Below are 12,793 nucleotides of genomic sequence, written 5' to 3' on the forward strand. Positions count from 1 at the left end.
GTCTGATTTCTATCACTAACTCTAATTTTCTCAATAGCACTGATCGAGTCACGCAAAGGATCCATTCATGAAAACATATCGTATTGCCGCAATTCCCGGTGATGGCATCGGGAAAGAAGTGATTCCCGAGGGTCAAAAGGTCCTCCAAGCAATTGCGGCAAAAGACCAGTCGCTCAAATTCGAATTTGAAAGCTTTGACTGGGGCGGTGATTACTATCGCCAGCACGGCGTCATGATGCCCCACGATGGTCTTGAGGCGCTGCGAAACAAAGACGCGATCCTGTTCGGCTCCGCAGGTGATCCGCACATTCCCGATCACATCACGTTATGGGGGCTACGCCTGAAGATTTGCCAGGGTTTTGACCAATACGCCAATGTCCGCCCGACGCGCATCCTGCCCGGCATCGATGCCCCGCTCAAGCGATGCACGCCTGAGCAACTCGACTGGGTTATCGTGCGTGAAAATTCTGAAGGCGAATACTCGGGTGTGGGCGGACGTGCGCACCAAGGCCATCCAATCGAGGTCGCGACCGATGTCAGCATGATGACACGCGCGGGGGTCGAACGCATCATGCGCTACGCCTTCACACTTGCCCGCTCCCGCCCTCGCAAGCTACTGACTGTCGTGACCAAGTCTAATGCTCAGCGTCATGCCATGGTGATGTGGGACGAGATCGCCGTTCAGATCAGCAAAGAATTTCCCGATGTGAAGTGGGACAAAGAGCTGGTGGATGCCGCGACGGCTCGTATGGTCAACCGACCCGCCACACTTGACACGATTGTTGCAACAAACCTGCATGCGGACATTTTGAGCGATCTTGCCGCCGCTCTGGCAGGCAGTCTGGGGATTGCACCAACCGGCAACATCGATCCTGAGCGCCGTTATCCCTCCATGTTTGAGCCGATTCACGGGTCTGCGTTCGACATCATGGGAAAGGGACTCGCCAATCCTATAGGCACCTTCTGGTCCGTGGTCATGATGCTGGAACACCTCGGCGAACAGGCTGCCGCCGATCGACTGATGAAAGCGATCGAAGCCGTCACAGCCAATTCTCGCTTGCATACACGCGACTTAGGCGGCTTGGCCACCACTGCGCAAGTCACGGCGGCGATTTGCGATCACTTGAACACAGCCTGAGTGCGACTTAAATAAGGAGTACGCAATGCCTGCGCGTTATGAATTACTAATTAAAGGTAACAGTTTGAGCTTTCGGGGCGGATTTTTTGGTCTGTGCAACGTTGCACTGGTCACCGCACAAGACGGCACGCGCATTTTGTTCGATACCGGCCATTACTGTGTTCGAAAAGGCCTCATCAACGGCTTAAAAGAGCGTGGTCTGACACCAGGGGACATTGATCTGGTGTTTCTTTCGCATCTGCACTTTGATCATTGTCAAAATCTGGACTTATTTAAAGGCGTCCCAGTTGCTGTGGGCGAGACCGAATTGGGCTATGCCAAGCATCCACACCCGGATGATCTCTTTATCCCATGGAAAATCCACGAACTACTTGCTGACTTTGACCTGCGCACCCTTCCCAAGCGAGGGGTGATCGCCCCCGGCATCGAGCACTTTGAGGTTCCGGGCCATACCACAGGCTGCCAGGCCTTGCGTTTTACGCAGGAGGATGGTCGTCGGGTTGTCCTGGCCGGGGATGCCATCAAGTATCCGAAGGAAGTACTCGCTCAGGTCGGCGATATGTGCTTTGGCTCGACCGACGACTCGCGACGCTCCATAGCAGAGATCTGCGAAGGGACGGATATCGTGGTGCCCGGACACTTTTCTGAAATTTTTCGACGAAACGGCAGCTGGATCTGGGACGAACCTCCTTCGATCGAACTGATATTGAGATAGATTGAAATAGATTTAGGCAAGGACACCTTCGTCAGGGACATGGGGTGGATGAATTCATGACATAATTTTGGGAGGACAAACCACTCAAAAAGCAAACCAAAAATGTCTGAGTCTACGCAGCAGGAAAATGCCCCTACCGGACCGTTTGCCGGTCTGGTGGTGATCGAATTAGGAAATAGTGTTGCCGCCCCTTTTGCCGGACAAATTCTTGGCGAATTCGGTGCGCGAGTGATCAAAATCGAAAAATCAGATGGCGATGACGCACGTCGTTGGGGCCCTCCTTTCTGGGAAGGCGCCTCCCCCTTTTTTCAGGCTTTGAATCGCAACAAAAAGTCCGTTGTCTGTGATTTGCGCGACCCACAGCAGCTTGAGGAGCTGCGTCAGTTCATCTGTGATCATGCTGATATCGTGATTCAAAATCTGCGGCCGGGTCATGTGGAAAAGCTCGGACTCGACGCTGAAAGCCTCATGGCTAAACAGCCTCGACTCATCTATTGCAATCTGGGTGCCTTTGGCAAAGTTGGTCCGCTCAAGGATCGTCCGGGTTATGACCCGCTCATGCAGGCATTTGGTGGCATTATGAGCACGACCGGCGAGCCTGGCCGTCCTGCCGTACGTGTGGGTGCATCGATCGTTGACATGGGCACCGGGATGTGGGGGGTCATTGGGATTTTGAGCGCTTTGCTCGAACGTCAACAATCTGGTGCGGGCAAAGTCATCGATGTCTCCCTCTACGAGACTGCGACAACCTGGGTATCGCTACTTGCCGCACAATACCTTTCAAACGGAGAGGTAGCCGCCAAACAGGGCTCCGGCGCGTCGGGCATTGTGCCCTACAAAGGATATCTCACCAGCGATGGCGAGTTGGTGATCGCCGCGGGAAGTGATGCGCTGTTTAAAGCCTTATCCAATACAGTCGGTCATCCCGAGTGGGCAACAGATTCACGCTTTATTGATAATCCGCATCGGGTCGAACATCAAACCGAACTCTACGGCATGCTCGACGCCATTATTGCCACGCAACCCACTGATTATTGGGTCAGCCGACTCGAAGCTGCTGGCGTTCCGTGTGCGCCCGTGAACAATCTGGCTCAAATGGTCGCGCACCCTCAAACGGAAGCGCTGGGTTTGATGCAAAACGTACCAGGTACGGGTATGCGCTTTATCGGACTCCCTATCAGCTTTAATGGCATCAGACCAAAACCCTATGCCGCGCCACCCAAACTCGGCGAACATACCGAACTGCTCTCTAAAAGGAAGACAAAATGAGTACTTTTCCCGCTTACGAAACGATTGCCACAGAGATGGTGAGCCCCCACGTACTTAAAGTCACACTCAATCGTCCACAAGTCGGCAATGCCATCAATACCCAGACTGGTCATGACTTGCTGGATCTTTGGAATCGTCTGACTGCAGATGCTGGAGAGGTGCGTTGCATTGTGTTGACCGGTGCAGGTGAAAAGATTTTCTGCGCAGGGGGTGACCTCAAGGAACGCAATGGCATGACAAAGCGTCAGTGGACACTGCAGCACGAGTTGTTTGAACGCATGTACTGGACCCTTGTGGATTTGCCTGTTCCTGTCATTGCCGCTGTAAATGGACACGCCTACGCGGGTGGTCTGGAAATGGCGCTGTCGTGTGATTTCATCTATGCAAGCAATGCCGCCCGCTTTGCGCTGACCGAAGTCACACTTGGCATCATGCCAGGTGCCGGTGGCACGCAGAATCTGCCCCGCGCGATTGGTGAGCGTCGCGCCAAAGAAATTTTGATGACAGGAAAACCCTTTACTGCTCAACAAGCAAGCGAGTACGGATTAATCAATGCCATCCTGGAACCTGGAGAGGTTTTGGCCAAGGCGATCGAAACAGCAGAGGTGATTGCAGCGAATGCCCCACTTTCTGTGCGTCAAATCAAAAAATCCGTGCGTTATGGCGGTCAAATGGAATTACGGACAGCCTTCCGTTTTGAAATCGAAGCGTACAACCACCTGATCGATACCGAAGACCGTATGGAAGGTGTCGCGGCATTTAACGAAAAGCGTAAAGCGAACTTCAAAGGCTGTTAAGCGGAGCATCACATGGCAAATCCAAAGCAAAGTATCACCATCGAAACAGGTGAGGACTATCCCGAAATCCGCGAAGGCGTCAAACGAGTATGCGCGGACTTTCCTGGCTCATACTGGCGTGGTCTGGAGGAAAATCTGGCGTATCCGACTGAGTTCGTTCAGGCCCTGACCGCTTCAGGCTACTTGGGCGCACTGATCCCCGAAGAATATGGTGGGAGCGGCATGCCTTTGCGTGCCGCCGCAGTGATACTGGAAACGATTCACGCCTCCGGCTGCAATGCGGGTGCCTGCCATGCGCAGATGTACACGATGGGCACAGTTCTGCGGCATGGCAGTGAAGCACAAAAGAAAAAATACCTGCCTGACATTGCATCAGGAAAAGTGCGTCTCCAGGCTTTTGGCGTCACTGAACCCACGTCAGGAACAGACACAACAAAACTCAAAACGCGCGCTCAACGTCAAGGCGATCACTACATTATCAACGGCCAGAAGGTCTGGACCTCGCGGGCATTGCACTCTGATTTGATGTTGCTGCTGGCACGCACGACACCCATCGAGGAATGCAAGAAAAAAAGTGACGGCCTGTCAGTCTTTTTGCTTGATATCCGTGATGGACTGGGTAAAGGTCTGGACATCCGCCCTCTTAAAGCAATGGTCAACCACCATGCTACCGAGGTGTTTTTTGATAATCTGACAATCCCTGCCGACAACTTGATTGGCGAGGAAGGTAAAGGATTCAAATATATTCTCGATGGCATGAATGCCGAGCGTATTCTGGTCTCGGCCGAGGCGATTGGCGATGCGCGCTGGTTCGCGAAAACGGCTGTCGCCTATGTCAACGAACGTCGCGTGTTTGACCGCCCCATTGGTCAAAACCAGGCCGTTCAATTCCCCATCGCGCGGGCGCACGCTGAAACAGAAGCGGCGGACTTGGTCCTGCGACGTGCCGCTGCGCTCTTTGATGCGGGTCTGCCTTGTGGTGACGAAGCGAACATGGGTAAGCTACTCGCTTCAGATGCGACCTGGCATGCGGCAGAAGCCTGCCTCCAGTGCCATGGTGGCTTTGGTTATGCCAAGGAATATGACGTCGAACGCAAGTGGCGTGAAACCCGCCTGTTCCAGATCGCGCCGATTTCAACGAACTTAGTGCTTTCCTACATTGGCGAACACATGCTTGGCATGCCTCGCTCTTTCTAAAGGTCGCGGATTCTCACACCAGCCATCCGCATCAGCACATGTACTCAATACCTAACAATTAGCAGGAGACAGACATGACAACTGGATTAACCAAGGCGCTCGCCGCATTTGTGGCAAACCCCACTTTTGGGGGTCAAGAGCAGGCAGCCTACGCTGTCGCTAAAACGGGTTTTATCGATACGATCGCGACCATGATGGCCGGTCATCGCGAACCTGTCGTTGATATTGTGCGCCAATTCTTTGCGCAAGCCACGACACCCGCTGAAGCCCCCGTCCCCTTTTTGGGCACTATGCATCCCGCCGCTCAGGCGGCATTTATCAATGCGGTCGCCGGTCATGCTCTCGACTACGACGACGTCGCGATCTCGGGGCATCCAAGCACCGTACTAGTGCCAGCCATCCTCGCCGAAGGCCACAGACTCAACAGCTCCGGGCTTGATGCAGTACGAGCCTATATTGTGGGTTACGAAGTCTGGGCTGAACTCGTCAGCCGGGAGCCCGATCAATACCATTTAAAGGGATGGCACCCAACAGGCGTCTTTGGTGCAGTGGGCGCCGCTGCCGCTGTCGCCTATCTCAACAAGCTTTCTGAAGATGATGCCCGTCAGGCTCTTGCAATTTCCGCTAGCCTGGCTAGCGGACTCGTGGCAAATTTTGGCACGATGACAAAGCCTTTCCATGCTGGACGTGCCGCTTCGCACGGCATTGATGCTGTGCGCCTATCCAAACTCGGTCTGACCTCCGCGCCTGACGTGTTTGAACACCCGGCAGGCTATTTGTTTGCCTTGTCCTTGTCTGGCCGTGCCGACCTCAAACGCCCTGCCGACACGCTTGGTAAAACCTTGCGCATTCTTGACAGTGGCCTGTCAATTAAGCGTTATCCTGTTTGCTACTCGAGTCATCGCACGATCGATGGCGTGCTGGCAATTGTTGAACGCGAAAATCTCAAGGCCGAAGACATCAGTCAAGTCCATCTCACCATCGGACCCGCTCAAGCCTCAATGTTGAGAAACAAGCATCCCGTAACGGGGCTTGAAGCGAAATTCAGTGCACAGTTTGCGGTAGCGTCAGCCGTCGTGGCACGCCAAGTCGGGCTCTCTCAACTCACAGACGAATTTGCGACGCGTCCGGATGTCTCGGAGCTCTATGGCAAGGTCACCATCACGACCGTTGATACAGCATGCCCCTTGGAGCCGGCTTTTGCGCTGACAGATCGTGTCGTCATCGAAACCAAAAGTGGACAAAAATTTGACTCCGGAGAAATCCGCTTTCCATTGGGCAATGCGAAAAATCCAATCGATGCCGCTGGCTTGAAGGCGAAATTTATGGATTGTGTCGCCACAGGCAAAGCTATAAATCCATCCCTGCACGGTGCAGACGATGGACTTTACGATCGAATCGCAAGTCTTGAAACGCTCCCCAGCGTGAAGACCCTTTTTGGCAGATAGACCCGCCTAGTCTAAACATGTAGAGATCAACGCGCGATGAATCACAGCGTGGTGTGGTTTAAAAAGGACTTTCGAGTCTACGATCACGCCGCGCTGACTGCCGCGGCCAAACGTGGTCGTGTCTGTTGCCTCTACATCATCGAGCCAAGCCTTTGGCGTAGCCCGGACGCCTCGACACAGCATTACACGTTCACCCTTGAATGTTTGAGAGACCTGTATGTCGCCATCAAACGCCTAGGTGGACAATTACATGTCGTGACGGGCGAGGCACTCGACGTCCTGCAAAGGCTGCACGCCAGCATGCCTTTCGATGCGTTGTTTTCTCATCAGGAAACCGGCCACGCACTCAGCTACGCGCGCGATCTCGCAGTAGGAAAATGGTGTCGCCAACAAGGCATCGCATGGCACGAACCTCTGCAATTCGGTGTCGTCAGACGACTGACTAATCGAAATCTCTGGCAACCCGCCTGGGAGGCGCACATGCAACAAGACTGCATACCTGCTCCCTCCCAAATTGAAGCACTCGCCTTACCTTGGTCCGAGCCGCGTCCGCCAAGCGCACAAGAGCTGGGAATCGATCCTCTGGATCCCCCTCATCGCCAAAAAGGAGGTCGCCAAGCCGCTCTGGCTACTCTCGAAGACTTTCTGGAAAACCGTAGCGAGCAATATCGTGGAGGCATTTCCTCGCCATTGTCCGCACCCACCGCATGTTCGAGGATTTCAGCGTATCTGACCTATGGCTGCCTGAGTATGCGCGAGGTTGTGCATGCCATCATTTCTGTGCTTGAACAGATCCCGGCAGAGAGTCGCCAGGCAAAAGGCTTGCGCGCCTTCATGAGCAGGCTGTACTGGCATTGTCATTTCATTCAAAAACTGGAGTCAGAGCCTGAACTCGAGTGGCAAAACCTGCATCGTGGCTATGACGGCCTGAGAGAAAACGATTGGAACGCAGAATATTTTGCTGCGCTTAGTCAAGCGCGGACCGGCTGGCCCTTGGTGGATGCTTGTGTCTTGATGCTCAAAGATATGGGCTGGATCAATTTTCGGATGCGCGCCATGCTGGTCTCGACGGCAGCATATCCGCTCTGGCTGCACTGGCGTGAGGTTGGTCAATGGCTGGCACGACATTTTTTAGACTACGAGCCCGGTATCCACTGGAGTCAAATGCAGATGCAATCGGGCACGACCGGGATCAATATCCCGCGCATCTATAACCCCATCAAACAAGCGAGAGACCACGATCCTAATGGTGTGTTCGTTCGACGCTGGATTCCTGCGCTTCGAAAGGTGCCGAACACATGGCTGTTTGAGCCTTGGCGCCTGACAGCCGATCTCAAACAGCAGTTTGGTATGTTGGAATCTGAAGCACTTCCTGTCCCGATCGTTGATTTGGAAAGCGCTACACGCGAAGCGAAAAGAAAACTCTATGATCGACGCGGGCAAGCTAGCGTTCAGGCTGCAAAAAAAGAAATCATTGAAAAGCATGCTTCTCGCAAGCAGACTCATCAGCGCCGAAATACGCTTACAGCGCGCGCCACGCGAAAGACCCGGGACGCGCAGGCCAGCCCACCCACTCAATTCACTTTGGACTTCTGATGACAATACCTTCCCCCATGCGCGGACGCAAGAAAACAGATTTACCCAGCAAAATCTGTCTGCGCTGCGGCCGCCCTTTTACATGGCGTAAAAAATGGGAGCGTGACTGGGAAAGCGTGAAATTTTGTTCTGATAAATGCAGAGCATCCTCGGGAGCGATCAAGTGAGCACCTTGATTTACTGGTTTCGCAATGATCTGAGATTGATCGACTCCCCCGCGCTGAGACAAGTCTGTGAAGCGAAATACTTGCTTGCTGTGTATGTACTCCCGCCAGAGAAGGTCGAGACGTGCTGGGGCTTCATACGCATGAGCGCACTGCGCAGGCAACACTTGATTCATACACTCGTTGCTCTTGATCATGAACTGCGAGCACTCGGCAGCCAACTCCTTGTGTTGGAGGGAAATCCCGTGCAAACCCTGGCTGCACTAGTCAAGTCTACGCATGCATACGCAATTGTTTGCGAGCAAATCGCTGCGCCCGAGGAACAGGAAGACGTTGCACAGCTCAAAGCCCTTGGTATTGACGTGCGGGAACAATGGCAATCGACCATGCTGGATCCAAAAACCTTGCCCTTCACTCCACAATCGATGCCCGATATGTTTACTCAGTTTAGACAAAAGATTGAAGTCAAAGGGCTACGCGCACGCCTGCCCCTAGAGCCACCTCTGAGGCTGCCTGAACTGCCTGTACTGCCTGATATGTCTGCCCTGTCTGCTAGTCTGCGTTTCGAAGGCTTGTCACTTGAACGGCTTGAACAAGTCGCTCAAGTGAACGTCAGTGCAACCATGAGCGCGACCAACAATCCTCCTTGTCCTGCAGGAACGGCTCAAGGACTGCGTCATTTGGACGATTATTTCTCCAGCGAACATCCGCATACATACAAACAGACACGCAATCAGCTTTCAGGTGAGCATTTCTCTACTGGCTTTTCGATCTGGCTTGCAAGCGGTGCGCTCTCCGCTCCAATGATCGTTGCGCGCCTCTCTCAATATGAGTCTGAGAGGGGTGCGAATGAGAGTACCTACTGGATCTGGTTTGAACTTGTCTGGCGCGATTATTTTCGGTTTTTACACTTGAAATATGGACGCTCGCTTTACCTACGTGATGGCTTGAAACATGGCGATCAACTTGCTGCCCTGCCCACACTCGCGATACCGAACAAAGGTATTGCACAAAAGCTCTTTCAGCAATGGACGCAAGGGCAGACAAAAAATACCCTAGTCAATGCAGGGATGAACGAACTTCGCAACACGGGCATGCTGTCAAATCGCATGCGTCAAATTGTGGCGAGTTATTTAATTTACGACCTGAAAATTGACTGGCGCGCCGGTGCTGCCTGGTTTGAATCTCAACTCCTGGATTTTGATATCTACAGTAACCAGGGTAATTGGCTTTATATCGCAGGCAGAGGGACGGATCCCAGAGGCGGTCGCCGAATGAATATGGAAAAACAAACGCAAGACCACGACCCCGAAGGTCTGTATCGCAAACAATGGGCACACCGATGACAACACTTCGCCTGGTACTGGGTGACCAACTCAACCCGACACATAGCTGGTTTGAACAGCGCGATGACACGATCATTTACACCTTGATGGAGATGCGTCAGGAGACAGACTATGTCTTGCATCATGCCCAAAAAGTACTGGGTATTTTTGCAGGTCTGCGCGATCTGGCGGCCTATCTGACTGCCCAAGGTCACCGCGTGCACTATCTAGCCATTGATGATCCAGACAATACGCAATCGCTGACGGGCAATATCGATCAGTTACTCAAGCGCTATGGCTGTTCGCGTTTCGAATATCAACAACCTGACGAATGGCGTCTGGATTCGCAACTCAAAATCTATGGACAAGGTCTGACGATTGATGTCGAGATGTGCGAGAGCGAACATTTTTATACGACCCGGACTGAGGCGGGTGAACTATTCAAGGGACAGAAAAGCTGGTTGATGGAGCGTTTTTATCGGCAGATGCGCACCAAACATCAGGTATTAATGCTGGACAGTAAACGCCCTGTTGAAGGGCAATGGAATTTCGATCACGAGAATCGTAAGCGCTGGAGTGGCAAACCTCCAGAGCCCTCCGACCAACGCGCCAGACATGATCACACTGAGCTGTGGGAGACTATTGAGCGTTGCGGCGTTGAAACTTTTGGTGCCCCGCAGGCTGCCTCCTTTGCCTGGCCCCTGAATCGCCAGGAAGCACTCCGCGATCTGGATCGTTTCATCGAAGACATCTTGCCGTACTTCGGAGACTATCAGGATGCCATGAGTACCGGACATTGGAGGCTGTTTCATTCTCTACTGTCATTTGCCTTAAACACCAAGATGCTTAACCCCCGGGAGGTTGTCGCGCGCGCCGAGCAGGCATGGCGAGACGGCAAAGTCTCGATTGCCACGGCTGAAGGTTTTATCAGGCAAATTCTGGGTTGGCGCGAATACATTCGGGGAATGTATTGGCATCACATGCCCGAGTACGCCTCACACAACAAGTTTGATCACACGACCCCTCTGCCCGATTGGTTCTGGACTGGCAAGACCAAGATGCAATGCCTCTCTCGTTCGATCGGTCAATCACTTGAGCACGCTTACGCCCATCACATTCAGCGACTGATGATCATCGGTAACTTTTCCCTGCTTGCCGGGCTCGATCCCGGGGCCCTGCATCGCTGGTATCTTGGGATATATATCGACGCATTTGAATGGGTAGAGCTGCCAAACACAGTCGGTATGAGTCAGTTTGCCGACGGCGGGTTGCTCGCCACCAAACCCTATGTCTCGAGCGCGGCCTATGTGGATCGTATGAGCGATTACTGCAAGGGTTGTCATTACGACAAGAAGCAACGGGAAGGCGAACGGGCATGCCCTTTTAATGCTTTGTATTGGGATTTTTTTATCCGGCACGAATCGACACTCTCAAACAATCATCGTCTGGGAATGGTGTACCGAAATATAGAAAAAATGGATGAAAGCGCAGTCAATGCCCTGCAACAAAGAGCCCAGGACATCAAGCGCGCATTGAATGAATACTAAGTGACGACTTGCCCAGAGTGTCAACCTGGCGAAGGCCTTGTCATGCCGGCAAGAGTTGATCGATGGCGCAAGCCAACTCAATATCCCTCAAAGACAAACCATCAGCATCGTGAGTCGTCAGCTTGATGGATACCTTGTGATAGACATTGGACCACTCAGGGTGATGATCATGCTTCTCAGCGAGAAGGGCCACACGCGCCATAAAAGCAAAAGCCTCGCTGAAGTCTTTAAATACCCAATTCCTGAGTAAAGCACCACCATTTTGAGGCTCGTATTGCCAATTTGGGCAACGCGCGCAAGCAGCAGCAATTTCATCGTCCTGCAGTTTCATCACACGCATGACATGATATTCCCTTCGATATACATCGCTGAAGATGCTAAGAAATTTGCGAGTTGGGGGCGGCAGGTTCTCGCGGCAACAACATCACCACCAAAGCCGTGCATGCGGCAAAGCCAGCCATCACCATCAACATCACCTCAAAGCCCAAACTTTTCACTGAGGGGCCAAGCGCCCAAACTGCCAGCGAGCTCAAACCTAGCGAAATCGCCAAACGAATCCCGGCTACACGCGATCGCATCCTGTCATCGACGTAGCGCACTACCATGACATCGACAAAAGGGATCGCGCCGAAAATAAACACCATCACTCCCAACAGCGCGGCGAACAACCACCAGCCCTGCGCATAGGAAGCCAGCAAGAAAAGAGGGATTTGCAATAAAACAATACCAAGAAACAGGGGGCGGACAGCGAAACGATCCAGCAGCTTTCCAACAACAACCTGCATCAAGGAGGCGACAGTGTAGATCACGGCCAGCATGATGCCCAAAGTCGCAGGATCTTCAACAATCCCTTTAAAGCGCTCTAGCAATAACTGGCCATTGCCATTGGTTGTGAAGTTAAAAAGCACGCTGCCGGTTGCTGCACTTACGGTCATCACGGCGAGTGCGCGTGCAACCAAGCCAGGAGGGAAATTGACTGCGGCTTTGGCCTTGCGCTTGGCAGGCACCTCTGTCTCCGCGGGGCACACATAGGCAAACCAGATGCCTAAAGCGATGGACATGAATGCGGGAATCGCGAAGGCAGCACGCCAACCCAGCCATTTGATCAAAAATCCGCTCAACACTGCGGCAAGCGCCACGCCGAGATTACCTGCCAAACCATTCACACCAATCGCATAGCCGGGATTCGTCGATTTTTGTACCAGAAAGGGAATCCCCACAGGATGGTAGATCGAAGCAAACGCTCCCACCAAGGTGAGTGCGGCCGCCATTTGCCAAGCATTTTGGCTCAACGCGGCGAGCAAGGTCGATACACCCATACCAACAAAAAACACGATCATCATGCGGCGGCGACCCCAAAGGTCACCCAGACGCCCTGACGGAATTGAGCCCAGGCCAAACAGCACAAAAGCACCGACGCCATAAGGCATCAGGTCCTCCCAGCTATCAAACCCGAAATCAATCGCGATCACTCCGACCGATGCCGCAAAAATCAGGAGGAACATGTGATCAAGTCCATGCCCCACGTTCAGTAATAGTCTGACGACCAGAGAGTGGTCTTTTGTCTCAAGTGATGCAGTGTCCGCATTCATATTAT

At 53.0% G+C, this 12,793-nt stretch carries 12 protein-coding genes; 10 read left to right on the forward strand and 2 right to left on the reverse strand.

Annotation, left to right across the window (positions count from 1 at the left end; all coding sequences use genetic code 11):
• Positions 1–67: 67 nt before the first annotated feature.
• From QWY27_RS03480 to QWY27_RS03525, 10 genes are all read left to right on the forward strand, one after another.
• Positions 68–1,138: a tartrate dehydrogenase gene (locus QWY27_RS03480; RefSeq protein ID WP_290194765.1), complete on the forward strand. Its 1,071-nt coding sequence runs from the start codon at positions 68–70 to the stop codon at positions 1,136–1,138.
• 25 nt (positions 1,139–1,163) lie between these two features.
• Positions 1,164–1,853: an MBL fold metallo-hydrolase gene (locus QWY27_RS03485; RefSeq protein ID WP_290194767.1), complete on the forward strand. Its 690-nt coding sequence runs from the start codon at positions 1,164–1,166 to the stop codon at positions 1,851–1,853.
• 102 nt (positions 1,854–1,955) lie between these two features.
• The gene (locus QWY27_RS03490) at positions 1,956–3,122 is read left to right on the forward strand and encodes a CaiB/BaiF CoA transferase family protein (RefSeq protein WP_290194769.1); all 1,167 of its coding nucleotides are present in this window, start codon (positions 1,956–1,958) and stop codon (positions 3,120–3,122) included.
• The gene (locus tag QWY27_RS03495; protein WP_290194770.1) at positions 3,119–3,919 is read left to right on the forward strand and encodes an enoyl-CoA hydratase/isomerase family protein; all 801 of its coding nucleotides are present in this window, start codon (positions 3,119–3,121) and stop codon (positions 3,917–3,919) included. The genes QWY27_RS03490 and QWY27_RS03495 overlap by 4 nt, the downstream gene beginning before the upstream one ends.
• Positions 3,920–3,931: 12 nt before the next feature.
• On the forward strand, positions 3,932–5,116 hold the full coding sequence (locus QWY27_RS03500) for an acyl-CoA dehydrogenase family protein (RefSeq protein ID WP_290194772.1): 1,185 nt from the start codon (positions 3,932–3,934) through the stop codon (positions 5,114–5,116).
• Between the two features lie 74 nt (positions 5,117–5,190).
• Positions 5,191–6,564: an MmgE/PrpD family protein gene (locus QWY27_RS03505; protein ID WP_290194774.1), complete on the forward strand. Its 1,374-nt coding sequence runs from the start codon at positions 5,191–5,193 to the stop codon at positions 6,562–6,564.
• 36 nt (positions 6,565–6,600) lie between these two features.
• Positions 6,601–8,160 (forward strand): FAD-binding domain-containing protein, encoded by a 1,560-nt coding sequence (locus tag QWY27_RS03510; protein WP_290194777.1) that lies wholly within the window; start codon positions 6,601–6,603, stop codon positions 8,158–8,160.
• 17 nt (positions 8,161–8,177) lie between these two features.
• Positions 8,178–8,327 carry a DUF2256 domain-containing protein gene (locus QWY27_RS03515; protein ID WP_290195045.1) on the forward strand — a complete coding sequence of 50 codons (150 nt, stop codon included), beginning with the start codon at positions 8,178–8,180 and terminating at the stop codon, positions 8,325–8,327.
• Positions 8,324–9,670 (forward strand): DASH family cryptochrome, encoded by a 1,347-nt coding sequence (locus QWY27_RS03520; RefSeq protein WP_290194779.1) that lies wholly within the window; start codon positions 8,324–8,326, stop codon positions 9,668–9,670. Before QWY27_RS03515 ends, QWY27_RS03520 begins: the two co-directional genes overlap by 4 nt.
• The gene (locus tag QWY27_RS03525; RefSeq protein WP_290194782.1) at positions 9,667–11,196 is read left to right on the forward strand and encodes a cryptochrome/photolyase family protein; all 1,530 of its coding nucleotides are present in this window, start codon (positions 9,667–9,669) and stop codon (positions 11,194–11,196) included. Before QWY27_RS03520 ends, QWY27_RS03525 begins: the two co-directional genes overlap by 4 nt.
• A gap of 40 nt (positions 11,197–11,236) precedes the next feature.
• On the opposite strand, the gene QWY27_RS03530 is transcribed toward QWY27_RS03525, so the two are convergent.
• Together QWY27_RS03530 and QWY27_RS03535 are read right to left on the reverse strand one after the other, a co-directional pair.
• Positions 11,237–11,536 carry a 4a-hydroxytetrahydrobiopterin dehydratase gene (locus QWY27_RS03530; RefSeq protein WP_353958761.1) on the reverse strand — a complete coding sequence of 100 codons (300 nt, stop codon included), beginning with the start codon at positions 11,534–11,536 and terminating at the stop codon, positions 11,237–11,239.
• A 37-nt stretch (positions 11,537–11,573) separates the two neighbouring features.
• On the reverse strand, positions 11,574–12,788 hold the full coding sequence (locus QWY27_RS03535) for an MFS transporter (protein WP_290194783.1): 1,215 nt from the start codon (positions 12,786–12,788) through the stop codon (positions 11,574–11,576).
• Between the last annotated feature and the right edge of the window lie 5 nt (positions 12,789–12,793).

Origin of the sequence: Zwartia vadi (assembly GCF_030410375.1) — a bacterium.
GTDB classification, from domain to species: domain Bacteria; phylum Pseudomonadota; class Gammaproteobacteria; order Burkholderiales; family Burkholderiaceae_B; genus Zwartia; species Zwartia vadi.